Raw genomic sequence first — 22,672 nt, 5'->3', positions numbered from 1 at the left:
ACTTGCCAACGCGGGCCAGGCCCGCGACTTTCGGAACTACCGACGAGACCATGGTTACCCCGGCTACGAACGAAGTGCGTAAGTATAGGGGTGCGTCAGAAATCTACAAAACGTGTCATCTGATCAATAGCGCAGCGGCTCGCGATCGCGGTGGCTGGCGCCCCAATACCGCAGTTCGGACAAGGCCTGTTGCGCCGCCTCGGCAAAGGGTTCCAGGCGCAGAACCTGCTTCCCGCCGTCGATGTCGACCCTCACGTACTGGGTCTGTCCCGCCGCAAGCGGCACCACTAGCGGGTCTTTGCGTTCCTTGCGGTCGGTCGCCGTGATCACGTCGAGCGTGCCGGCTTGGCGATCCACAAAAAAGAAGTGGCCCGCCTTGGATTTTCCGACGCGGACGTTGTCCACCAGGATCGCCGGATGCCCGACCTTGCCGCCATTGGCCGTTTTGGGCTGGTAGAAATAGATCCGTCCTTCGCCCGGTTCCAGCGCGGAGATCTTTGCGGACACGTCGGCGTAGCGCGGTCCGGCGCAGCCCGCCAGCAAAGTTGCAGCGCCAAGCGCGGCTAAGCTGAGTTTGATCCAGTTCTTCACGTATCCCCTCCCCGGGTTTCAGATAGGCGGGCAGCGTCCATCCTCGGCGCGGGCCCGTGTTGCACGAGCGCGGCAGTATAAGGGGATGGATCACCCTTCAATCGGCGGAAAAGCGGGGGTCCTGCGGGGAATCAGGCGGGGTGGCGCACACTTGCCTGCCGGCGCTGCTCGAAGAGGCAGATCGCGGCGGCGGCCCCGACATTCAGCGACTCCACGGCCTTGGCGTCGTGCGGTATCCGCACCTTCAGGCTGGCAGCCGCCAACAGCGCGGGCGCCACGCCCTGGCCTTCGTGGCCGAAAACCCATGCGCATTGTTCAGGCAACCGGTCCGAGAACAGGTCGCGCGAACCGTCCAGGGCGGTCGCCACCAGCGGCACGCGCAAGCGGGGCAGCAAGGCCTCGAGATCGGCGTGTTCGTGGATGTCCAGGGCAAAATGCGCGCCCTGTCCGCTGCGCAGCACCTTGGGAGACCAGGCCGCCGCCGTCCCCGTGGCCAGGAACACGCGCTTGATGCCCGCCGCGGCGCACGTGCGCAACAGCGTGCCCACGTTGCCGGGATCCTGGATGCGGTCAAACAGGACACAGGTGTCATCCACCTGCTCAGGCAGTGCCGGAACGGGCGGCGTGACCAGGAAGGCGACGCCCTGCCCGCTTTCCACTGCGGCTACCGCGTGCATGAGCCGCGCATCCAATGCGAGGCTGACATCGTCGGGGACGGCTGCGGCAAGCGCTGCGATGTCAGGCTGAGACAGCCGCTCCACGTCGAAGATCGCCCGATCGGGCGCGCCGAAGTGCTGTAACCAGGCCTGGCATAGGTGCACGCCGTCAAGCAGCACCGGCGCGCCGCGCTTGCCGGCCGTGCCGGCCAGCTTGACCAGCGCCTTGACCGCCGGGTTGTCCCGGGAACTGATGTGCTTCATGAAACCAGGCCGAAGGCCTTGATGGGCGCGAAGCTGCGGCGGTGTTCGGCGCACGGGCCGTGCTCGCGCAGCCGTTGCAGATGCAGCGCCGTGCCGTAGCCCTTGTGCTGATCGAACGCGTACTGCGGATACAGCGTATGCAGGCGCAGCAGATCCGCATCGCGGGCGGTCTTGGCAAGAATGGAGGCGGCAGAGATCGCGGGGACGAGCGCATCGCCCTTGATGACGGTCTGCACGGTGCAGCGCAGCTTGGGCGCCTGATTGCCGTCCACCAGGGCCACTTGCGGCGCGGTGGCCAGGCCCTGCACCGCGCGCTGCATGGCCAGCATGGTGGCGCGCAGGATGTTCAGGCTGTCGATTTCCGCGACCGTGGCGCTGGCGATGCACCAGGCAAGCGCCTGTTCCTTGATCTGCAGCGCCAGTTCCTCGCGGCGGACCGCGGTCAGGACCTTGGAATCGGCCAAGCCGTCGATGAAGCGCGCCGGATTCAGGATGACGGCGGCCGCGTAGACCTCGCCTGCCAGCGGGCCGCGGCCGGCCTCGTCAACGCCCGCCGTCAGCAACGCGGGCTGTTCGGGCGCCACGAAAAGCTCAGGCTGCTCCATCGGCCACCTCCAGGATCGCCTGCGCGGCCAGCGCCGGCGTATCGCGCAACAGGTCTTGGTGCATGGCGGTGAATCGGGCCTCCACGCGAGCGATCAGCGCGTCGTCGGTCAACGCCTGCCAGGTCGCTTCAGCCAGTTTATCGGGCGTCGCGTCGTCCTGCAAAAGCTCGGGAACCACGAAATCGCGCAGCAGCACGTTGGGCAGGCCCACCCACGGCAGATACGGGCGCTGCTGGCCGGACTTCCAGGACATGATGCGTCGCATCCACGGCGACAACACGTACGAAATGACCATGGGCCGCTTGAACAGCGCCGTCTCGAGCGTGGCGGTGCCGCTGGCAACCAGGACCGCCGTGGCGGCTTCCATGACGGACCAGGCCACGGGCGCCTTGCGGTCGCCGCCCTCGCCGTGCAGGTCGTTCGCGGTGACGCAGCGCAACCCGGGCACCGGGTGCTGCGCCAGAATTTCCAGGAACTCCGCACGCCGCTGGTCGTTGACCATGGGCACGATGCACTGCAGGGCCGGATCCTTCTTCAGCAATTGCTGCGCCGCCTGCAGGAAGCGCGGCGCCAGCAGGCGGATCTCGGACGAACGGCTGCCGGGCAGGATCGCCAGCACGCGGGCGTTCTGGTCGATGCCCAGGCGCTCGCGGGCAGCCGCGCGGTCCGGCTGCATGGGCACAGCGCCAGCCAGCGGATGGCCCACGTACGTGACCGGAATGCCTTCCTTGCGGTAGATCTCTTCCTCGAACGGAAACAGCACCAGCATGTGCGATACCGATTCGCGGATCTTGTGAATGCGTTCGTAGCGCCACGCCCAGATAGAGGGGCCGACGAAGTGCACCGTCGGCGTACCCGCCTGCCGCAACTGGTGCTCCAGCCGCAGGTTGAAGTCGGGCGCGTCGATGCCGACGAATACCGAGGGGGGCTCGGCCAGCCAGCGGCGCTTGACGTCGCGGTACGTGGCCAGCAGGCTGGGCAGGCGCTTGAGCGCATCCACGTAGCCGAAGACGGTCAGCGCGTGCATCGGGTGCCAGGCCTCAAAGTCGCGGGCCTGCATCTGCGGCCCGCCAATGCCCTGGCAAAGCACGCCGTTGTCGCGCGCTTGCAGACCGGCAATGATGCGACCGGCCAGCAAGTCGCCCGAAGGCTCGCCGGCCACCATGCCGATCCGAGTACTCATGGGCGGATGATGCCGCGGGAGGCGACGTCCAGGAAATCCAGCAGCATCTGCAGGTGTTCCGCGGCTTCCGGGGTGGCCTGCTGGCGCTCGCGCAATTCGGCACGCGCCGCATCCAGGGACAAGCCACGGCGGTAAATGATCTTGTAGGCTTCGCGCAGGGCCGAAATGGAAGCTGCGGAAAAGCCGCGGCGCTTCAGGCCCTCGACGTTGACGCCCACCGGGCGGCACGGATTGCCGGCGGCCAGCACGAACGGCGGGGTGTCCTGCATGAGGGAGCTGTTGCCGCCCGTCATGGTGTGCGCGCCCACGCGCGAGAACTGGTGCACGCCGGTCAGGCCGCCGATGATCGCCCAGTCGCCCACGTGGACGTGGCCGCCAAGCTGCACCGAATTGGCCAGGATCGTGTGGCTGCCGATGTGGCAGTCATGCGCCACGTGAACGTAGGCCATGATCCAGTTGTCGTCCCCCAGCGTCGTTTCGCCGCCATCCTGCGTCGTGCCGGTGTTCAGCGTGACGAATTCGCGGACCGTGTTGCGGTCGCCGATGGTCAGGCGGGTGGGCTCACCCGCGTACTTCTTGTCCTGCGGCATCCCGCCGATGGAGCAATAGCGGTAGAAACGGTTGTCGCGACCGATGGTGGTCACACCGTCGACCATGCAGTACGGGCCGATCTCGGTCCCCGCACCGACGGTCACATCGGGCCCCACCACTGCGAACGGGCCGATGACCGCGGTCGGGTCGATTTTTGCCGCCGGATCGACAACAGCGGTGGGATGGATGTTTCCTGCCATTTACTCTTCCAGGCTGCGAATCGCGCACATCAGCTTGGCCGACGCCACTTCCTGGCCATCGACCGTCGCGCGAGCTTGATACTTACAGATGCTGCGGCTCAGGCGTTCAGCTTCGACTTCGATGCGCAGTTGGTCACCCGGGACGACGGGGCGGCGGAAGCGCGCGCCGTCGATACCGACCAGATAATAGGCGGTCTTGGCGCCGTCGCACTTGAGGCCACCGTTCTCGTCCGTGAAGGAGAACAGCGCCGAGGCCTGGGCCATGGCTTCAACGATGAGCACGCCCGGCATCACCGGATGGTGAGGAAAGTGACCGTTGAAAAACGGCTCGTTGATCGAGACGTTCTTGATGGCGACGATGGACTTGCCAGGCACCATTTCCACAACACGGTCAATCAGCAGCATCGGGTAGCGATGCGGCAGCCTCTCCATGATCCCCTTGATGTCGAGTTCCATTTTTCTCTGCGTTCCTGCGAAATTAAATAAGGTGGCGGCGCGCGCGCGCCAGGGCGGCGAACGCGCCCTAGTCCTTTTCCAGCGTGCGCAAGCGGCGGCGCAATTGCGCCAACTGTTGTATCACGGCGGCGTTGCGCTGCCATTCGCCATGTTCCGCGTACGGGAAGACCCCGGTGTAGCGGCCAGGCTTGGAAATATTGGACGTCACTGCCGTGCCGCCCGAGATGTGCACGTCATCGCCCAGCACCAGGTGGCCCGAAAGCATTGCGGCGCCGCCAATGGTGCAGCGTTCGCCGATGGTGGTGGACCCCGCCACGCCGACGCATGCCGCCATCGCGGTGTGCGCGCCGATGCGGCAGTTGTGGCCAACCATGATCTGGTTGTCGAGCTTCACGCCGTCCGCCAGGACGGTGTCTTCGAGTGCGCCCCGGTCGACGGTCGTGTTGGCGCCGATTTCGACGTCGTCGCCAAGGGACACGCCGCCAAACTGCGGAATCTTGCCCCAGGCGCCCTTGCCCAGCGAAGGATCCGGCGCGAAGCCGAAGCCGTCGGCGCCGAGCACCGATCCGCTATGCAGGATGACCCGGGCGCCGATCTTGACGCCTTCGTACAGCGTGACGTTTGCATGCAGACGTCCGTCCGGCCCGATGGTCGATCCGGCGCCGATGACGCAGCCGGGACCCAGCACCGTGCCGCGCCCGATCAGCGCGCCGGATTCGACGACGCAATTGGGGCCGATGCGCACGCCCTCTTCGATGATGGCGTCGGGCGCGATCACGGCGGAGGGATGGGTTTCAGCGGGCAAGGCGGGTCTGCGGGCAGTGTCGAACCACTGCGCGACGCGCGCGAAAAGCAGGTAGGGATGCTTGCAGACGACCAATGCGAACCGCGGCCGGTCGCTACCCTGGGCTTCAAGGGCTTCGGCGACGTCGGGAGAGACGATGACCGCCCCTGCTCCGGTTGCGCCAAGCTGGCTTTGATAGCGGGGATTGGACAGGAAAGAGATTTCCTGAGGACCGGCCGAAGACAAGGTCCCGATGCCGCAGACCCGCATGGGGTCTGCGCCGGGAACCGCACTGATACGCCAGTCGATACCCTGGGTATTGGCGGCGCTCAACATTGCTTCGAGTGTCGGCGCGCGGGCAAGATCCAGTAAAACCGGCATGACTAGACGGGTATCGCTTACTTGCCCAGGCTCTGAATCACCTTGTCGGTGATGTCGATGCGGGGGTTGACCGTCACTGCGTCCTGGATGATCAGGTCGTAGTTTTCTTGTTCAGCGATGCGCTTGATGGCGTCATTGGCCTTGGACACGATGCCCGAGAATTCTTCGTTGCGGCGACGATTGAAGTCTTCCTGGAATTCGCGGCGCTTGCGCTGCAGGTCGGTGTCCAGGTTGGCCAGATCGCGCTGGCGCTTGACGCGGTCGGATTCGGACAGGACGGGTGCGTCCTTGTCGAACTTCTCGGCTTGCGAGCGCAGGCTGTTGTTCAGGCGTTGAAGTTCGTCGTCGCGCTTCTTGAATTCGGCTTCGATTTTGCTTTGCGCAGTCTTGGCCGGACCCGATTCGCGCAGGATGCGTTCGGTATTGACGAAACCGATCTTGGTGCCTTGAGCTTGCGCGGGAATCGCGGCAGCCGAACCGAGAATGAGCGCACCCACCAGGGCAATGGAGCCGCCCAGCTTGCCACGGCGCTTCGCGCCCAGCGTCTTCGATGATTTAAGTGCGAAATCAGACATCATGAAAATCTCACCTTCCAGTAAGGCAAAGCCAAAGTGTGTATTGTGCCACTAAACAGCAAGGACGCTGGGCCGGTCGGCCCTGCCCTTGTTTTCAAGAGTAACGCCTTGCTTAGAATCCGGTCCCGATCTGGAACTGGAAGCTTTGCTTGTCGTCGCCCGGCTTGGAATTGAGCGGCCGCGCATAAGACAACTGCAGCGGGCCCATCGGCGACTGCCACGACAGGCCCACGCCCGCCGAGAAACGCCAGCCGCACGGATCCTCGATCTCGGTGTTGTCGCGGCCGCGGGTGCAGCTCAGGCCGCTGCCGGCCGACACCTGACCCGCGTCGCTGAAGATGAACCAGCGCAGCGTGCGGTCCTTCGAGGCGCCCGGGAACGGCAGGTAGAGCTGGGCGTTGGCCACGATGCGGCGCGTGCCGCCCAGGTAGTCGCCCGTCTTGACGTCGCGCGGACCCAGCGACGAGCCCTCGTAACCGCGGACGGTGCCAATACCGCCGGCATAGACGTTCTTGATGACCGGGTAATCCTTGTTGCCGTAGCTCTGGCCCCAATCGACCATGCCATTGAGCGCCAGCGTGTACGAGCCGCCCAGCGGCACGTAATACTGCTGTTGCGCCGTCAGCATCGTGTATTGCAGGTCGATGGTCGACAAGTCGGCCTTCAGGCGCGTGTACGAACCCTTGGTCGGCGCCAGTGCGCTGTCACGCGTGTCCTTGGACCAGCCAGCGCTCAGAATCACCGAGTTGGTCGCATCGCCGTATTGGTCGACGAAACTTTCGTAAGCCGCCGGCGAGTTGTTGTACAGGTCGATCTGGTTGCGTTCGAAGTTGCCGCCCAGGAAGATGCGGTCGTACTCCGAGATCGGGATACCGAAGTTCATACCCAGGCCCAAGGCCTTGACGCGGTAATCACCGTCGTTGTTGTTCCAGGGCTCGGTCACGCGGTAGTACGCGGACGTGGTGCGGCTGATGCCGTCCTTGGTCCAGTACGGGTCGGTGTGCGACAGCACCACGGCGCGGTTCGTCTTGCTGGTGTTCAGTTGCAGCGTCAGGTTGGTGCCGCTGCCGAAGACGTTGTCTTCGCTGATGCCGGCCGACAGAATGGCCTTTTCCGACGAGCCGTAGCCCACGCCCAGGTTGATCATGCCGGTGGGCTTTTCCTTCACGTCGACGTTGACGTCGACCTGGTCGGGAGAGCCCGGGACCGGATCGGTCTTGACGTTGACATCGCTGAAGTAGCCCAGGCGATCGACGCGGTCGCGCGAGGTCTTGATGTCGCCGGCGTCGTACCAGGCGGCTTCCTGCTGGCGCATTTCGCGGCGCACGACTTCGTCGCGGGTACGCGTGTTGCCGCCGATCTGGATGCGGCGCACATACACGCGGCGGCTCGGATCGACGTAGAACGTCAGGTCGGCTTCGTGCTTGGCACGGTCGAGCTGCGGGTTCGGGTTGACGTTGGCAAATGCGTAGCCCAATTCACCCAGGTAGTCGGTGATCGCCTTGGCGGAATCGTTGGTCTTGGCGGCCGAGAACGTCTCGCCAGCCTTGATCTGCACCAGATCGTTGATTTCCTTGTCCAGGCCCAGCAGGTTGCCGGCCAGCTTCACGCTGCGCACCTTGTAGGGCTCGCCCTCGTGAACGGTGATCGTGATGCGGATGTCCTGGCGGTCCGGCGAAATGGTGACTTGCGGCGGTTCGACCGAAAACTCCAGGTAACCCTGGTCCAGGTAGAACGACCGCAGGCGTTCGAGGTCGCCTTCGAGCTTTTCTCGCGAGTACTTGTCGGTATCCGTGTACCAGGTCAGCCAGCCCGGGGTGGTGAGCTTGAATTCGTCCAGCAGGTCGCTTTCGGAAAAGGCCTTGTTGCCGACAAAACGGATTTCCTGGATGCGGGCGACCGAGCCTTCAAACACGTCGAAGCTGACGCCAACGCGGTTGCGCGGCAGCGGCGTGACGGTGGAGGTGACTTCGACGCCGTACTTGCCCTTGGACAGATACTGCTGCTTCAGTTCGTATTCGGCGCGCTCGAGCATGGAGCGGTCGAAAATGCGGCCTTCCGCAAAACCGACCTGGCCCAGCGAGGTGGTGATTGCCTTGGAATCGAACTCGCGCATGCCGTTGAAATTGACGGAGGCGATGGTCGGGCGTTCCTGGACGACTACGACGACGACATTATTGTCCGTCTGGATCTGAACGTCGGTGAAAAAGCCCGTGCCATACAAACGGCGAATGGCTTCCGTGGCTTCTTCTTCGGTGAATTTCTCGCCGACCTTGACGGGAAGATAACCAAAGACGGTGCCGGCGTCGGTTCGTTGAATACCCTCTACGCGGATATCCCGCACGACAAAGGGTTCGAAGGCGTGGGCCAAGGCCGGCAACATCAACGCGGCAACGAGACCCGGCAGTAGACCCTTTTTGTGTTGAAACATCCGGCGAAAAGACATCCTTGAGTATCCTCGGTCGTGCAAATGGCGGGGGATTTTATGCTAAATCGCGTTCAAGTGAACAAACGCGTGAAATCGTTGAACAGCGCAAGCCCCATAAGGCTTGCCAATATACCTATGCCGGCGCGTTGTCCGATGTCGATCCATTTCGCAGGCGGGGGGCTACCCCGCACAATTTCGACGAGATAGTACAGCAGATGGCCACCATCCAGCATAGGAATGGGAAGCAAATTTAAAACGCCCAGGCTGATACTGATCAATGCGATATAGGCGATATACGCAACAATGCCGATCCGGGCGGTCTGGCCGGCGTAGTCGGCGATGGTGACCGGACCGCTGACATTGCGCCACGACACGTCGCCCGTCACCATGCGGCCCATCATGCGCAGCGAGAACCAAGCGGTGTCCCAGGTGCGGACCGCGCCGCGCCACAGGCTGTCAAAGACGCCATAGCGCACCGTCACCATGGGCACGTTGCCGCCCAACTGCACGCCAACGCGGCCGATCTCCTGGCCATTGACGACTTCGGGACGCGGCGTGACGTTCAGGGTGACGTTGGCGCCGTCGCGTACGACGGTCAGGGCAAGCGGCTTGCCGGCGCTTTCCTGGATCTGCTTGACGAGGGCGCCTGTATCGGGCGCCGGTTGGCCATTCACGGCCACGACCAGATCGCCGGCGCGCAGGCCAGCGGCCTGCCCTTCGCCGCCATCGATCACGGCGCGCACTGCCGGCTTGGGTTGGGCCAGACGCACACCCGCGGCGGCGAGCGGATCGCCGTCGGCCGGGTCCATCGTGTTGGGGGGAAGGTCGAGTTCGCGCCGCTGGACTGCGCCGGATGGGGTGCTGACCTCGATGCTGGCGCGGCCGCCGGTGGACATGACGTCCATCAGGCGCCAGCGGGCGTCGGACCAGGAAGAGACTTCCGCGCCGTCGATGGCCAGGATGCGATCACCGGCCAGCAGGCCGGCGCGGGCGGCGGGGGTCTCGGCCGCGGGCGGCGCGATAATGGCGACGGGTTCCTCGGTGCCGGCCATGTTCAGGCCCGCATACAGGAACACCGCGAGAATCAGGTTGAAGATGGGACCCGCCGCCACGATGGCGATGCGCTGGCCCACCGGCTTGGTATTGAACGCGGAAGCCGCAACCGCGGGCGAGGCACCGGGCGGCGCATCGTCCAGCATCTTGACGTAACCGCCAAGCGGCAGCGCGGAAACGGCCCATTCGGTGCCGTGCCGGTCGGTGCGGCGCAGGATGACCTTGCCAAAGCCCACCGAGAAACGCAAGACCTTCACGCCGCAGAGGCGGGCGACCCAATAGTGCCCGAGCTCATGGAAAATGATCAGTGAGCCAAGCGCTACGGCAAAGGCCAGCAGGGTGAAAAGCATGGGGTCGGAATCTAGGAAATCAGAGGCAGGCGCGGCCCGCTATCAGGCCAGTCCGAGGTTGCCCGCAAATGCGCGCGCCTCGGCGTCAAGCGAAAGTACGTCGTCAAGACTGCTGAGGGTAACAGATGGCTGCCGTGCTTGCCACTCGAGCGCGGCCTCGATGACTCGCGGGATCCAGGTGTAGGCCAGCCGGCCGTCCAGGAAGCCCTCGACCGCGACCTCGTTGGCGGCATTGAGCGCCACGCACGCGCCCTGCCCCGCCCGCATCGCGGTGAAGGAATGGGCCAGACACGGAAACCGGGTCAGATCCGGTTTTTCGAAGTCGAGACGGCCATGCCGGGTCAGGTCCAGCGGCCCGACGCCACTTTCGATGCGGTCGGGAAAGCCGAGGCCGTAAGCAATGGGCGTGCGCATGTCGGGCTGGCCCAACTGCGCAAGGACGGAGCCGTCGTCGTATTCGACCATCGAATGCACGACGCTCTGCGGGTGCACCACCACGTCGATCCGATCGGCGGGCATTGCGAATAGCCAGTGGGCTTCGATGACTTCCAGGCCCTTGTTCAGCATGGTGGCCGAATCGACGGAGATCTTGCGGCCCATGCTCCAGTTGGGATGGGCGCAGGCTTGCTCGGGGGTGACGTCGTGCAGGTCTTCGAGGTCGCGCCCGCGGAACGGGCCGCCCGACGCGGTCAGCAGCAGGCGCCGCACACCCTTCGCGGGAAGATGGGGCGCGTCGGCGCGGCCCTGATGCGGCAGACACTGAAATATGGCGTTGTGTTCGCTGTCGATGGGCAGAAGTTCGGCGCCGTTGTCGCGAATTGCCTGCATGAACAGGGTGCCGGCGGCGACCAGCGCCTCTTTGTTGGCCAGCAGCACACGCTTGCCGGCGCGCGCGGCGGCAAGTGCCGAAGGCAGGCCCGCGGCCCCGACGATGGCGGCCATCACGGCGTCGCACTGGGGATCCGCGGCGGTGTCGGCCAGCGCCTGTGCGCCGACGCGGATCTCGGGCATTGGCTGGCCACTTGGCCACGCATCGATGAATTTTTGACGGGCGGCGGTGTCGGGCACCACCACGACCGCGGCACGGCTGGCCAGCGCCTGCTCGGCCAACCGTTGCATCCGGCTATGCGCCGACAGTGCGTAAACCGCCATCCGCTCCGGGTGGCGAGCAATTACGTCCAGCGTGCTTTCACCGATCGAACCAGTCGACCCCAGCACGACGACACGTTGAAAAGCCGTCAAAACAAGACTCCAGACAAAAGTAGCGCGAACGGCGCGACGGGCAGGATCGCATCGATGCGGTCATAGACGCCGCCGTGACCAGGCAGGAGCGTGCTGGAATCCTTGCGGCCCGCGCGGCGCTTGAGCAGCGACTCGAACAGGTCTCCCACAATGGACAGCACGCCCAGCACCGCGGCGATCGGCAAGGCCAGCCCGAACGTCCAGCGTTCGACGAGCGCATGGCCGAAAGTGCCGTCCCACAGGCTGGACAGCCCGATCCACACCACCGCGCCGAGGACGCCGGCAACGGCGCCTTCAATGGTCTTGCCCGGGCTGACTCGCGGAGCCAGTTTACGCTTGCCGAATGCCCGGCCGGCAAAATATGCCGCAATATCGGCCACCCAGACGAGGGCCAGCAGGGACACGACGAACACCGCGCCGCGCGCCACGTACATTTGCGCCAGGACCGCCCAGGCGGCAAACGCCGCTGGCACGGAGAAGACCGACCAGGCCAGGCTGGCCGGCGGCGCATCGGAACGCCCGCGCACCACGGCGGCCACGCCGCCGAACAGCCAGACGGCCGAGACGGCAGGAACCAGATAGCGCAGCACCCAGCCCGGATCGCCGGCGCCGCTGCGGTCGCCCGCCAACCAGGCGGACGTCAGCACAAGCATGCCGGCAAACAGCAGCACGGCAACGCCGATGGAGATGACGGGGGACGGTGGTTGGGGCAGCGTCAGGCGCAGCCACTCCCAGTTGGCGCAAGCGGCCGCAAGGGCCAGCAACGCGACGAACCACCACGGATTGGCGCTCGCCATGGCGGCGGCCAGAATGGCCAACAAAACAACGGCGGTAACGATACGCTGGCCCAGCATGTGACGGTCTCCTCTTGTGCAGCCTGGAAAGACGCGCGCGTCGCGATGCGCCTATTTTGCGGCGGCTTCGCTGACTTGGGCGCTGGTGCGGCCGAAGCGGCGCTCGCGCGTGCGGTACCAATCAAAGGCGGCCGTGAGTTCATTGGCGCCAAAATCCGGCCAGTAGCGGTCAGTGAAGTAGAACTCCGCGTACGCCATCTGCCAGATCAGGAAATTGGAAATGCGCTGTTCGCCGCCCGTGCGGATGAACAGGTCGGGCTCGGGGGCCCATGCCATGGAAAGATGCCTGGAAAGGCGCTCTTCGTCCACCCGTTCGGGGTTGGCCGCCAAGTCCGGCTCTGCCGCCAGCATGGCGCGGGTGGCTTGCAGGATGTCCCAGCGGCCGCCGTAATTGGCGGCGACGGTCAGGTGCAGCCGGTCGTTGTGCGCGGTACGTTCTTGAGCGGCGGCGATGAGCTCGCGCAGGCGCGGCTCGAAGGCGCTCAGGTCGCCGATCACGTGCAGGCGCACGCCCTGCTCCTGCAGCTTGCCGACTTCTCGTTCAAGGGCCTGCACGAACAGGCGCATCAGCAGCGAGACCTCTTCGGCTGGACGGCGCCAGTTCTCGGAACTGAACGCGAACAGCGTCAGGTAGCGCACGCCCGCGCGTCCGCAGGCCTCGACCACGCGCCGGACCGCCTGCACGCCCTTGGCATGCCCGGCGGTGCGAGGCAGCAGACGCCGCGTCGCCCAGCGGCCGTTGCCATCCATGATGATGGCGACGTGCTCGGGGATGTCACGGATGTCGGGGACCGCCTGAGTCGAACTGGTTGCCATTAGTTTGGGGACTGCGCACGGCGGACCGGCGAAAAAGACGAATACGGGAAAAAACCTGCGCCGTCGTTTCCATCGCTACGAGGAAGTACCGCGAGGCAATGGACGGGACGGCGCATGTGCAACGAAATCCTGACGCCACGCGGGCCGCAATGCGGCGCCTCGTGGCGAGCTGGGATTATACGGTCATGATTTCGGCTTCTTTCTGGACGACCATCTTGTCGATGTCGGCGACGGCGCGATCCGTCAGCTTCTGGACGTCATCTTGCGAACGACGCTCGTCGTCCTCGGAGATTTCCTTGTCCTTGACCAGCTTCTTGAGCGCTTCGTTGGCCTCGCGGCGCAGGTTACGCACCGCGATCTTGGCGTCTTCGCCTTCGCTGCGCACGACCTTGGTCAGGTCGCGGCGGCGCTCTTCGGTCAGCGCGGGCATCGGCACGCGGATCGTGTCGCCCATGGAGATGGGGTTCAGACCCAGGTCCGACTCACGGATGGCCTTTTCGATCGGGCCGGCCATGTGCTTTTCGTACGGCTGCAGGCTGATGGTGCGGGCGTCGACCAGGTTCACGTTGGCGACCTGGCCAACCGGCACGGGCGAACCGTAGTATTCGACCTGCACGTGATCCAGGATGCCGGTGTGGGCGCGGCCCGTGCGAATCTTGGCCAAGTTGGTCTTGAGCGTATCAAGCGACTTGGCCATTCTGGCATCGGCGGATTTGCGGATTTCTGCTGCGCTCATGGAATTTCCTTTTCTTTAAACGTGTACCAACGTGCCTTCGTCCTCGCCGCTCACGACTCGCTTGAGCGCGCCGGACTTATTGATCGAAAACACTTTGATCGGCAGTTTCTGGTCGCGGCACAGCGCGAAGGCGGTGGCGTCCATGATTTCCAGACGGCGGACGATCGCCTCGTCGAAGCTGATGCGCGCGTAGCGCGTCGCGGTGGGATCCTTGTTGGGATCCGCGCTGTAGATGCCATCCACCTTGGTGGCCTTCAGCACGATCTCCGCGCCGATTTCGGCGCCGCGCAGTGCCGCAGCCGTATCGGTGGTGAAGAAGGGATTGCCGGTGCCCGCGGCGAAGATCACGACCTTGCCCTCTTCGAGGTAGCGCAAAGCCTTCGGCCGGATGTAGGGCTCGACGACCTGATCGATATTCAGCGCGGATTGTACCCGGGTGTCGATACCCTTGTGCTTGAGCGCGTCCTGCAGCGCAAGCGCGTTCATGATGGTGGCCATCATGCCCATGTAGTCGGCGGTGGCGCGGTCCATGCCCTGCGCACCCGGGGCGACGCCACGGAAGATGTTGCCTCCGCCGATGACGATGGCCAGTTCGACGCCTGCGGCGGCGACTTCAGCGATCTCATCGGTCATACGGACGATGGTGGAGCGATTGATGCCGAAAGCATCGTCGCCCATCAGCGCCTCGCCGGAAAGTTTGAGAAGAACCCGTTTGTATGCCCTGCTGCTCATAGGTGATATCCCGAAGAACAATCCGACGAAAGTGTAAGACAAGAATGGGGTTGACCCCCAGCGCCGCCCCGCGAGGCGGGTTGGCTGCCCCATAGGCGTCTGCCTTTTGGGGCCCATGCGGCGAAAAAGGCCGGACTAGAATTTAATCTAGCGCCGGCCTTTAAGCACTACCTAGAGGTCAGGCGGCGCCAGCGGCGGCAGCGGCAACCTCAGCGGCAAAGTCGCTGGTCTTCTTCTCGATACCTTCGCCGACGACGAACAGCACGAACTTGCTGATCGAGGCGCCCTTTTCCTTCAGGTGCTGTTCGACCGTGTGCTTGTCGCTCTTGACGAACGGCTGCGACAGCAGCGTCACTTCCTTCAGGAACTTCACGACCGAGCCTTCCACCATCTTGGCGACGATGTCGGCGGGCTTGCCGGATTCGGCAGCCTTCTGCTCGGCAACCGAGCGCTCGGCGGCGATGTCGGCCGGGTTCACGCCGTCGGCGTTCAGGGCCTTGGGCTTGGTGGCGGCAATGTGCATCGCCAGATCCTTGCCCACTTCTTCGGCGCCGGTGTATTCCACCAGCACGCCGATCTTGCCGCCGTGCACGTAGCTGGCCAGCGAGTTGGCGGTCTGGATGCGCTCGAAGCGGCGGATCGAGATGTTTTCGCCGATCTTGCCGATCAGGGCGGTACGGGTGGTTTCGACCGTGCCTTCACCGTACGGCAGCGCCGACAGCGCGGCCACATCGGCCGGGTTCTGCGTGGCGACCAGTTCGGCCAGCTTGTTCACGAAGCCGACGAAGTCGTCGTTCTTGGCGACGAAGTCGGTTTCGCAGTTGATTTCGATGACGGCGCCTTGCTTGGCGTCGGCGGAGATGAACAGACCGATCAGGCCTTCGGCCGTGACGCGGGCAGCAGCCTTGCTGGCCTTGTTGCCCAGCTTGACGCGCAGGATTTCCTCGGCGCGGGCCAGGTCACCTTCGGCTTCCGTCAGGGCCTTCTTGCATTCCATCATGGGCGCGTCAGTCTTTTCGCGCAGTTCCTTGACCAGGGCAGCGGTAATTTCAGCCATGTTTGCTCCAAATTTTGCTAAGACACGCCCCGGCGGGCCGGGGCTGTGATTTGATTCGATGGGACGCCCGCACTGGGCGGGCCTGGAAGATGGGAGCCCAGCTTCGCAGCGCCGGCGGGGCGGAAGCGGGCCAGTCTTGGCACCGCTTCCAGACCTTAACCGCCGGACATGACAACCGGCTTAGGCCTGGTTGTCTTGAACTTCGACGAACTCTTCCTGACCTTCGCCCAGTTCTTCGACCAGACCGTTCAGGTTTTGCTCGCGGCCTTCCAGGACGGCGTCGGCGATGCCCTTGGCGTACAGCGCGATGGCCTTGGCCGAGTCGTCGTTGCCGGGGATGACGTAGTCGATGCCTTCGGGCGAGTGGTTGGTGTCAACCACGGCGACCACGGGGATGCCCAGGGTCTTGGCTTCGGCGATGGCGATCTTGTGGTAGCCGACGTCGATCACGAACATGGCATCGGGCAGACCGTTCATGTCCTTGATGCCGCCGATCGACTTGTTCAGCTTGTCCAGTTCGCGTTGGAACAGCAGGCCTTCCTTCTTGATCATGCGCTCGGCGCCGCCTTCGGCGACGACGACTTCCATGTCCTTCAGGCGCTTGACCGAGGTCTTGACCGTCTTGAAGTTGGTCAGCATGCCGCCGAGCCAACGGGCGTCGACGAAGGGCATGCCGCAACGTGCGGCTTCGGTGGCGACCAGTTCGCGAGCGGCGCGCTTCGTGCCGACGAACAGGATGTTGCCGCCGCGAGCAGCCAGCTGCTTCACGAACTTGGTGGCTTCCTGGTACTTATCAACCGTCTTTTCGAGGTTGATGATGTGAATCTTGTTGCGGTGACCGAAGATGTACTGAGCCATCTTGGGGTTCCAGTAACGGGTCTGGTGACCAAAGTGGACACCCGCTTCCAGCATTTCGCGCATCAAAGACATTTAATTCTCCAAGGGTTGGTTTCTTGCGCCGCACCTGCATCAGCATCCTGCTGACACCCTGGGTGGTGTTGCGCGCGATTTCCCGCAAAACGCGGGATGACAAAGATTTTAACCGGGCCGGCCGATCACTGCCGCAATAACTACGACGCTCCAGGCGCGTTGCCTGTAGCGGCTCGCCTTTAACGACTTCTACTACGCTGCCGCGATAAACCCAGACGGCCGCCACACGACAAGAGACTTGCATTGCGTCTGTCCGACACTCCAGGAAGTTCCTGGAAGTTTCTTCGAGACGCACCCGGAATTGTTTTGTTGGCGGCGAAATCCAGTTCTTCGCAAACTTGGCCGCAAGGCCAGCCCGCGCATCAGGCCACTGTGGCAGTTCTTAAGGATCCCTTTCAGGATGCGCTTTTCAGCGCACGCTTTTCAGCGCAATTCCAAGAACTTAATCCAGCGCCCATACCGAACCTGCATCGCCGCTCGAAAACACTTCCGGGCTTGCAAGCACACCGCGCCCAGCCAATGCCGGCAGTCATGCCCACAGCCTGCCCAGCCGGATTTCCATGCAACACTTGGCTTTCCCTATGCCCAGCAGCCTGCCCGAATTCGCTCCACAACCTTCGCTTGCGGTGAAACTTCAGGGCTTGCCGCGGGATCCTAGAAAAGAACCGCGCGAAACGAGAAATCCTGCCGGATGTGCTCTGGACCCAAAGGCCAGCACCCGCCGGGTTTGGCTGGGGGCCAAGATGTTCTCACCCTGACGGATGTTTTCATCCCTGACCCTTCTTGCCGGTAACCCGATTGCTCCCCAAATTTTTAGGGAAGCTTATAATTCTACTATTCTTTCAAGCAGACATTCAAGCGACTCATCGCAAGCTTTCCATGGGCACAATCACCAATCCGGCCGACCTGGCCAAAATGCGCGCCGCCTGCCAGGACGCCGCCAAAGTTCTCGACTTCATCACCCCGCACGTCAAGCCGGGGGTCACCACGGGCGAACTCGACCGCCTGTGCCTGGAATACCTGACCGACGAACTGAAGGTGAAGTCCGCCACGGTCGGCTATGCGCCCCCGGGCTACCCGCCCTTCCCCGGCGCCATCTGTACCTCGGTCAATCACCAGGTCTGCCACGGCATTCCCGGCGACAAGGTCCTGAAAAACGGGGACTCATTGAATATCGACGTCACCATCATCAAGGATGGCTGGTTCGGCGACACCAGCCGGATGTACGCGGTGGGCGAACAGTCCATCCTGTCCCGGCGCCTGTCCGACACCACGTTCGAGTGCATGTGGAAGGGCATCCAGCAGGTCAAGAACGGCGCCACGCTGGGCGACATCGGCAACGCGATCCAGAAGCACGCCGAATCGAATGGCTTCTCCGTTGTCCGTGAATTCTGCGGCCACGGCATCGGCGAGCGCTTCCATGAAGATCCGCAGGTGCTGCATTACGGCAAGCCCGGCTCGGGCGTGAAGCTGGTGACCGGCATGCTGTTCACCATCGAGCCCATGATCAATGCCGGCCGCCGCGAGATCCGGCAACTGGCTGACGGCTGGACGGTCGTCACCCGCGACCACAGCCTGTCCGCGCAATGGGAACACGCCGTCTGCGTGACGGAAACCGGCTACGAGGTCCTGACCCTCTCGCCCGGCATGCCCCAGCCGCCCGCGTTCATCACCGAACCCATCGTCATCCCCGCCGTCTGAAGACCCGCAGCCACCCATGACCGCCGAAATCCTCACCAAGCTGCGCGAACGCATCCAGGAATCCCGGCGGGCCGTGGTGGCCCAGTTCCGGGAACACGAACGGCCGGACATCCTGCTGACCGAGCTGCGCCGCATCGTGGACGTCGCGCTACGGGATCTGGTCAAACATTGCCCGCTGCCGGTTGGCGCCACGCTGGCGGCCGTGGGCGGTTATGGCCGGGGCGAGCTCTACCCCCACTCCGACGTCGACCTGCTGATCCTGCTGCCGCACGCGCCGACGCCCGACGAAGAAAGCGCGATCGAAAAACTGGTGGCATCGCTGTGGGATCTGGGACTGGAGCCCGGCCACAGCGTGCGCACCATCGAGGACTGCGAGCGCGAGGCGGACGCGGACATCACGGTAGAGACCGCGCTGCTGGAATCGCGCTGGCTGGCCGGCAGCCGCGTGCTGATGCGCAAATTCGATGCGGCGACCAAGTCCCGGCTCGATCCGCAGGCGTTCTTTCTGGCCAAGCGCGTCGAAATGCAGCAGCGCCATGCGCGCTACCACGACACGCCGTACGCGCTGGAACCCAATTGCAAGGAATCGCCGGGTGGCCTGCGCGATCTGCAGGTCATTCTGTGGATGGCGCGCGCCGCCGGTTTCGGCAACAACTGGCGTTCGGTGGCGCAGGCGGGCCTGTTGACCTCGTCCGAGGCGCGCGACCTGCGCAAGGCCGAGCAGGCCTTCAAGCGCCTGCGCATTGAACTGCACCTGCTGGCCAACCGGCGCGAAGACCGGGTGCTGTTCGATCTGCAGCCCGCGCTGGCCGAGGTCTACGGCATTCACGCCACCGCCACTCGGCGGGGCAGCGAACTGCTGATGCAGCGCTACTACTGGGCGGCGCGGCTGGTGACGCAACTGAACGGCATCCTGGTGCAGAACATCGAGGAACGGCTGTTCCCGCGCCCCGACAGCGACGCGCGCGACATCGACGACGATTTCCGCAACCTGCGCGACCGCCTGGACATCATTCGGGACGACGGCTTCGAGCGCAATCCCACGCTGCTGCTGCGCGCCTTCCTGGTGATGCAGCAGCACCCCGAGCTGACCGGCATGTCGGCCCGCACGCTGCGCGCCATCTGGCATTCGCGCCACCGCATCGACGCGCAGTTCCGCCGCAACCCGGTCAATCGCAAGCTGTTCCTGCAGATCCTGCAGCAGCCGCGCGGCATCGTCCATGAATTGCGGCGCATGACCATGCTGAACATCCTGCCGCGCTATCTGCCGGTATTCCGCCGCATCGTCGGGCAGATGCAGCACGACCTCTTCCATGCCTATACGGTGGACCAGCACACGCTGGCGGTGGTGCGCAATCTGCGCCGCTTCACCATGCCCGAACATGCGCAGGAGTACCCGCTGGCCAGCCAACTGATCGCCGGCCTGGACCGGCACTGGCTGCTGTATGTGGCGGCGCTGTTTCACGACATCGCCAAGGGCCGCGGCGGCGACCATTCCGAACTGGGCGCGCGCGAAGTCCGCAAGTTCGCCGCGGAGCACGGCATGGACCCGGAGGACGCCAAGCTGGTCGAATTTCTGGTGCGCCAGCATCTGTTGATGTCGGCGGTGGCGCAAAAGCGCGACCTGTCCGACCCCGAGGTCGTGCAGTCGTTCGCCGCCACGGTCAAAGACGAGCGCCACCTGACCGCGCTCTATCTGCTGACGGTGGCTGATATCCGCGGCACCAGCCCCAAGGTCTGGAACGCCTGGAAGGGCAAGCTGCTGGAAGACCTGTACAAGCTGACGCTGGCGGCGCTGGGCGGCGCCCATGCCGACGCCCACACGGTCCTGGCCGAGCGCAAGGAAGAAGCGGCGCGGCTGACCCGGCTGGCCGGACTGCGCGACGACGCGCGCGAAGCCTTCTGGAATCAGCTCGACGTGGCGTATTTCCTGCGCCATGACGCCTCTGACATCGCCTGGCACACGCGCCACCTGTACCACCAGGTCGCTCCTGCCAAAGCCGTGGTCAAGGCGCGCCCCACCGAGCAGGGCGAAGGCCTGCAGATCATGGTCTACACGCGCGACGCGCCCGACCTGTTCGTGGCGATCTGCGGTTATTTCGATGCCAAGTCCCTGTCCATTCAGGATGCGCGCATTCACACGACCCGCCATGGCTGGGCGCTGGACAGCTTCATCGTCCTGCTGCCCGAGGGCGCGAGCGACCTGCGTGCGCAGGCCACGCTGGTTGAACACGAACTGGCCGAACGCCTGAAAGATCCGCAGACGGCCGCGCAGGCCCAGCCCGGCCGCGGCGGGTGGTACGGGCGGGGCCGGCAGTCGCGCGTGTCGCGCGTGTTTCCAGTCATGCCCCAGGCCGAACTCCAGCCGGACGAACGCAGCACGTCGTGGCGGCTGTCCGTCACGGCGACCGACCGCCCCGGGCTGCTGCACGCCCTGGCGCGCGTCTTTGCGCGCCACGAGATCAACCTGCTCATGGCCAAGATCATGACGCTGGGCGACCGCGTGGAAGACGTGTTCATCGTGGACGGATCCGCGCTGGCGCGCCCCCGCAGCCAGATGCAGTTCGAGCGCGACATTCTGGACGCGCTTTCGGGCGACGAGGCCCAGCAGCGCGCCGCCTGAGCCCGCATCGCCAGACCCGGCCCGGAACGCATACAATCCGGGTTTTCGGCCAGGCGATGCTTGCTCACATGCAGCTCAACGACTATCTGCGCATTTTCGGTGGCAGCTTTTTTTTCGCGCTGGCCACCCTGCTGCCATTCCTGAATCCGCCCGCGATCGCCCCCATCTTTCTATCGCTGACCGAGGGCGCGTCCTCCGCCACGCGGGTGGTGCTGGCCAAGCGGGTTGCGATCAATGTGTGCCTGATGCTGATCGTCGCCATGGTGGCGGGCAACGTGCTCCTGAGCTTTTTCGGCATTTCGCTGTCGATCGTGCGCGTGGGCGGGGGCATGCTGGTGATCGCCAGCGCCTGGCGGCTGGTGAATTCGCCGGATGCCGACACCGAACGGGTGGCGCGCATGGCCGAATCGTTCACACCCGAGATGGCCAAGGCCCGCGCGTTCTATCCGCTGACCTTCCCCATCAGCTGCGGCCCTGGCTCCATTGCGGCCGCCATCACGGTGGGCGTCTCGCTGCGGGACACGAACCACGCATGGAGCCTGGTGCGGCTGGCGGGCTCCATTCCCGGCATCATCGTCGTTTCGTTGACGCTTTACGTCTGCCTGCGCTTTGCGGCGCAGATGCTGCATCGCCTGGGCGACAACGGCACGGCGGTCTTCATGCGGCTGTCGGCGTTCATCATGCTGTGCCTGGGGGTGCAGATTTTCTGGGAAGGCGCGCGGGAACTGCTCCTGAGCGTGCTGACCCAGGTCATGCAACCAATTCCCGTCCCGAAGGCCTAAGCATGTCCGGCCGCCGCGCCGGCTTCGTCCAACCCATTTCAACGCAACAATGACATCTCGCTCAGAACGCCTGCTCCGCCTGATCGCCCTTTTCTCTTTCGGCGCCGTGGGCATCGCCCTCGTTTCCCAGCACGTCTTCGACATGCCGCCCTGCGCCTGGTGCGTGATGCAGCGCCTGATCTATCTCGTGATCGGCGTGGTCGCGCTGATCGGGGGCTTTGGCGGCGGACGCGCGCTGACGCGGATCTGCGGCTTTCTTGCTGCCCTCTTGTCGCTGTCCGGCATCGTGGCCGCCTGGTATCAGTACAGCGTCGCCGCCAACATGCTGTCGTGCGACCAGACGTTTGCCGACCGCTTCATGACTGGCATCGGCCTGGAAAGCGCCATCCCGCCGCTGTTCGGCATCTACGCCACCTGCATGGACGCCAAGGTGCCGGTGCTGGGCGTCGAATACGCCCTGTGGAGCCTGGCGCTCTTTGTGATCCTGTTCTTCATGGCGCTGCCGGTGGTGTTCCGGCGCGGCGCCTCGGCCTGAACGCCGCATCGAGATCGTGCAGACCCTGAAGTACCTCTCCGGCTATCCGGAGCCGCTCTTGGCGCAAGCGCAAAAACTGCTGGACCAGGACAAGCTGGGCGCCGCCCTGCTTGCCCGGTATCCGGGCGGCGCACATGAAGTGCGCACCGACAAGGCGCTGTACCAGTACGTGACCGACCTGAAGAACGCCTACATGCGCAACGGCGACCAGATCAACAAGGTGGCCTTTGACAGCAAGATCCACGTGATCCAGCACGCGCTGGGCCAGCACACCTACATCTCGCGCGTGCAGGGCGGCAAGCTCAAGGCCAAGCACGAGATCCGGGTGGCGACGCTGTTCAAGAACGTGCCCGCCGAATTCCTGAAGATGATCACCGTGCACGAACTGGCCCATCTGAAGGAAAAGGACCACAACAAGGCGTTCTACAACATGTGCCTGCGCATGGAGCCGCACTACCATCAGTACGAGTTCGACCTGCGGCTGTACCTGACGCATCTGGAGGCCACGCGCACGCCGTTGTGGGAAGCGCAAGGCTGACCATTTCCG

General features: G+C 64.4%; 22 protein-coding genes. 5 read left to right on the top strand and 17 right to left on the bottom strand.

Annotated features, from left to right (window positions below; genetic code table 11):
- Positions 1-123: 123 nt before the first annotated feature.
- From ASD71_RS23600 to rpsB, 17 genes are all read right to left on the bottom strand, one after another.
- A complete protein-coding gene (locus ASD71_RS23600) occupies positions 124-591 on the bottom strand; it encodes a DUF2846 domain-containing protein (protein ID WP_056570317.1) in 468 nt (155 codons plus the stop codon).
- A gap of 131 nt (positions 592-722) precedes the next feature.
- Complete coding sequence (locus ASD71_RS23595; protein WP_056570315.1) at positions 723-1,511, bottom strand: RNA methyltransferase; 789 nt, start codon at positions 1,509-1,511, stop codon at positions 723-725.
- Positions 1,508-2,116: a ribonuclease HII gene (gene rnhB / locus ASD71_RS23590; protein ID WP_056570313.1), complete on the bottom strand. Its 609-nt coding sequence runs from the start codon at positions 2,114-2,116 to the stop codon at positions 1,508-1,510. The genes ASD71_RS23595 and rnhB overlap by 4 nt, the downstream gene beginning before the upstream one ends.
- Positions 2,103-3,299, bottom strand: coding sequence for a lipid-A-disaccharide synthase (lpxB, locus tag ASD71_RS23585; RefSeq protein WP_056570311.1), 1,197 nt, complete (start codon positions 3,297-3,299; stop codon positions 2,103-2,105). The genes rnhB and lpxB overlap by 14 nt, the downstream gene beginning before the upstream one ends.
- Positions 3,296-4,090: an acyl-ACP--UDP-N-acetylglucosamine O-acyltransferase gene (lpxA, locus tag ASD71_RS23580; protein WP_056570309.1), complete on the bottom strand. Its 795-nt coding sequence runs from the start codon at positions 4,088-4,090 to the stop codon at positions 3,296-3,298. Before lpxA ends, lpxB begins: the two co-directional genes overlap by 4 nt.
- Positions 4,091-4,546 carry a 3-hydroxyacyl-ACP dehydratase FabZ gene (gene fabZ, locus ASD71_RS23575; protein WP_056570307.1) on the bottom strand — a complete coding sequence of 152 codons (456 nt, stop codon included), beginning with the start codon at positions 4,544-4,546 and terminating at the stop codon, positions 4,091-4,093.
- A gap of 67 nt (positions 4,547-4,613) precedes the next feature.
- Positions 4,614-5,711 carry a UDP-3-O-(3-hydroxymyristoyl)glucosamine N-acyltransferase gene (lpxD, locus tag ASD71_RS23570; protein ID WP_056570305.1) on the bottom strand — a complete coding sequence of 366 codons (1,098 nt, stop codon included), beginning with the start codon at positions 5,709-5,711 and terminating at the stop codon, positions 4,614-4,616.
- A gap of 17 nt (positions 5,712-5,728) precedes the next feature.
- Positions 5,729-6,289, bottom strand: a complete 561-nt coding sequence (locus ASD71_RS23565; protein ID WP_056570303.1) for an OmpH family outer membrane protein — start codon at positions 6,287-6,289, stop codon at positions 5,729-5,731.
- Positions 6,290-6,398: 109 nt separating this feature from the next.
- Positions 6,399-8,732, bottom strand: coding sequence for an outer membrane protein assembly factor BamA (gene bamA, locus ASD71_RS23560; protein WP_056570302.1), 2,334 nt, complete (start codon positions 8,730-8,732; stop codon positions 6,399-6,401).
- A 53-nt stretch (positions 8,733-8,785) separates the two neighbouring features.
- The gene (gene rseP / locus ASD71_RS23555) at positions 8,786-10,117 is read right to left on the bottom strand and encodes an RIP metalloprotease RseP (RefSeq protein ID WP_056570300.1); all 1,332 of its coding nucleotides are present in this window, start codon (positions 10,115-10,117) and stop codon (positions 8,786-8,788) included.
- 42 nt (positions 10,118-10,159) lie between these two features.
- On the bottom strand, positions 10,160-11,359 hold the full coding sequence (locus tag ASD71_RS23550) for a 1-deoxy-D-xylulose-5-phosphate reductoisomerase (protein WP_056570298.1): 1,200 nt from the start codon (positions 11,357-11,359) through the stop codon (positions 10,160-10,162).
- Positions 11,356-12,213 carry a phosphatidate cytidylyltransferase gene (locus ASD71_RS23545; RefSeq protein ID WP_056570297.1) on the bottom strand — a complete coding sequence of 286 codons (858 nt, stop codon included), beginning with the start codon at positions 12,211-12,213 and terminating at the stop codon, positions 11,356-11,358. Before ASD71_RS23545 ends, ASD71_RS23550 begins: the two co-directional genes overlap by 4 nt.
- Before the next feature lie 51 nt (positions 12,214-12,264).
- Positions 12,265-13,029 (bottom strand): polyprenyl diphosphate synthase, encoded by a 765-nt coding sequence (gene uppS, locus ASD71_RS23540; RefSeq protein WP_056570295.1) that lies wholly within the window; start codon positions 13,027-13,029, stop codon positions 12,265-12,267.
- Between the two features lie 175 nt (positions 13,030-13,204).
- Positions 13,205-13,765: a ribosome recycling factor gene (gene frr / locus ASD71_RS23535; RefSeq protein ID WP_056570293.1), complete on the bottom strand. Its 561-nt coding sequence runs from the start codon at positions 13,763-13,765 to the stop codon at positions 13,205-13,207.
- Positions 13,766-13,780: 15 nt separating this feature from the next.
- Positions 13,781-14,497 (bottom strand): UMP kinase, encoded by a 717-nt coding sequence (gene pyrH, locus ASD71_RS23530; RefSeq protein ID WP_056570291.1) that lies wholly within the window; start codon positions 14,495-14,497, stop codon positions 13,781-13,783.
- Positions 14,498-14,675: 178 nt separating this feature from the next.
- A complete protein-coding gene (gene tsf, locus ASD71_RS23525) occupies positions 14,676-15,554 on the bottom strand; it encodes a translation elongation factor Ts (RefSeq protein WP_056570288.1) in 879 nt (292 codons plus the stop codon).
- Between the two features lie 180 nt (positions 15,555-15,734).
- On the bottom strand, positions 15,735-16,484 hold the full coding sequence (gene rpsB, locus ASD71_RS23520; RefSeq protein ID WP_056570286.1) for a 30S ribosomal protein S2: 750 nt from the start codon (positions 16,482-16,484) through the stop codon (positions 15,735-15,737).
- An 879-nt stretch (positions 16,485-17,363) separates the two neighbouring features.
- Between rpsB and map the strand changes: the two genes are divergently transcribed.
- The 5 genes from map to ASD71_RS23495 all read left to right on the top strand — a co-directional run bounded on the left by map (position 17,364) and on the right by ASD71_RS23495 (position 22,663).
- The gene (gene map / locus ASD71_RS23515; RefSeq protein ID WP_056570284.1) at positions 17,364-18,185 is read left to right on the top strand and encodes a type I methionyl aminopeptidase; all 822 of its coding nucleotides are present in this window, start codon (positions 17,364-17,366) and stop codon (positions 18,183-18,185) included.
- 16 nt (positions 18,186-18,201) lie between these two features.
- A complete protein-coding gene (locus ASD71_RS23510) occupies positions 18,202-20,808 on the top strand; it encodes a [protein-PII] uridylyltransferase (RefSeq protein WP_056570282.1) in 2,607 nt (868 codons plus the stop codon).
- A 68-nt stretch (positions 20,809-20,876) separates the two neighbouring features.
- Positions 20,877-21,590, top strand: coding sequence for a MarC family protein (locus tag ASD71_RS23505; RefSeq protein WP_056570280.1), 714 nt, complete (start codon positions 20,877-20,879; stop codon positions 21,588-21,590).
- A 49-nt stretch (positions 21,591-21,639) separates the two neighbouring features.
- Entirely contained in the window at positions 21,640-22,125 is a 486-nt protein-coding gene (locus ASD71_RS23500) for a disulfide bond formation protein B (protein WP_056570278.1), read from the top strand.
- A 16-nt stretch (positions 22,126-22,141) separates the two neighbouring features.
- Complete coding sequence (locus tag ASD71_RS23495) at positions 22,142-22,663, top strand: M48 family metallopeptidase (RefSeq protein WP_056570277.1); 522 nt, start codon at positions 22,142-22,144, stop codon at positions 22,661-22,663.
- The last annotated feature ends 9 nt before the right edge of the window (positions 22,664-22,672 follow it).

Source organism: Achromobacter sp. Root565 (genome assembly GCF_001427425.1).
In the GTDB taxonomy this organism is placed as follows: domain Bacteria; phylum Pseudomonadota; class Gammaproteobacteria; order Burkholderiales; family Burkholderiaceae_B; genus Achromobacter; species Achromobacter spanius_D.
The sequence above is the reverse complement of the archived record's forward strand: the minus strand, read 5'-3'. Positions and strand labels throughout refer to the sequence as shown.

Bases quoted from the DNA above. Each gene is read 5' to 3' on its own strand.
- lpxB (WP_056570311.1), bottom strand. From the start codon at position 3,299: ATGAGTACTCGGATCGGCATGGTGGCCGGCGAGCCTTCGGGCGACTTG.
- ASD71_RS23565 (WP_056570303.1), bottom strand. From the start codon at position 6,289: ATGATGTCTGATTTCGCACTTAAATCATCGAAGACGCTGGGCGCGAAG.
- ASD71_RS23500 (WP_056570278.1), top strand. From the start codon at position 21,640: ATGACATCTCGCTCAGAACGCCTGCTCCGCCTGATCGCCCTTTTCTCT.
- lpxD (WP_056570305.1), bottom strand. From the start codon at position 5,711: ATGCCGGTTTTACTGGATCTTGCCCGCGCGCCGACACTCGAAGCAATG.
- fabZ (WP_056570307.1), bottom strand. From the start codon at position 4,546: ATGGAACTCGACATCAAGGGGATCATGGAGAGGCTGCCGCATCGCTAC.
- rnhB (WP_056570313.1), bottom strand. From the start codon at position 2,116: ATGGAGCAGCCTGAGCTTTTCGTGGCGCCCGAACAGCCCGCGTTGCTG.
- pyrH (WP_056570291.1), bottom strand. From the start codon at position 14,497: ATGAGCAGCAGGGCATACAAACGGGTTCTTCTCAAACTTTCCGGCGAG.
- tsf (WP_056570288.1), bottom strand. From the start codon at position 15,554: ATGGCTGAAATTACCGCTGCCCTGGTCAAGGAACTGCGCGAAAAGACT.
- ASD71_RS23505 (WP_056570280.1), top strand. From the start codon at position 20,877: ATGCAGCTCAACGACTATCTGCGCATTTTCGGTGGCAGCTTTTTTTTC.
- rseP (WP_056570300.1), bottom strand. From the start codon at position 10,117: ATGCTTTTCACCCTGCTGGCCTTTGCCGTAGCGCTTGGCTCACTGATC.
- ASD71_RS23595 (WP_056570315.1), bottom strand. From the start codon at position 1,511: ATGAAGCACATCAGTTCCCGGGACAACCCGGCGGTCAAGGCGCTGGTC.
- bamA (WP_056570302.1), bottom strand. From the start codon at position 8,732: ATGTCTTTTCGCCGGATGTTTCAACACAAAAAGGGTCTACTGCCGGGT.
- ASD71_RS23545 (WP_056570297.1), bottom strand. From the start codon at position 12,213: ATGCTGGGCCAGCGTATCGTTACCGCCGTTGTTTTGTTGGCCATTCTG.
- map (WP_056570284.1), top strand. From the start codon at position 17,364: ATGGGCACAATCACCAATCCGGCCGACCTGGCCAAAATGCGCGCCGCC.
- frr (WP_056570293.1), bottom strand. From the start codon at position 13,765: ATGAGCGCAGCAGAAATCCGCAAATCCGCCGATGCCAGAATGGCCAAG.
- rpsB (WP_056570286.1), bottom strand. From the start codon at position 16,484: ATGTCTTTGATGCGCGAAATGCTGGAAGCGGGTGTCCACTTTGGTCAC.
- lpxA (WP_056570309.1), bottom strand. From the start codon at position 4,090: ATGGCAGGAAACATCCATCCCACCGCTGTTGTCGATCCGGCGGCAAAA.
- uppS (WP_056570295.1), bottom strand. From the start codon at position 13,029: ATGGCAACCAGTTCGACTCAGGCGGTCCCCGACATCCGTGACATCCCC.
- ASD71_RS23510 (WP_056570282.1), top strand. From the start codon at position 18,202: ATGACCGCCGAAATCCTCACCAAGCTGCGCGAACGCATCCAGGAATCC.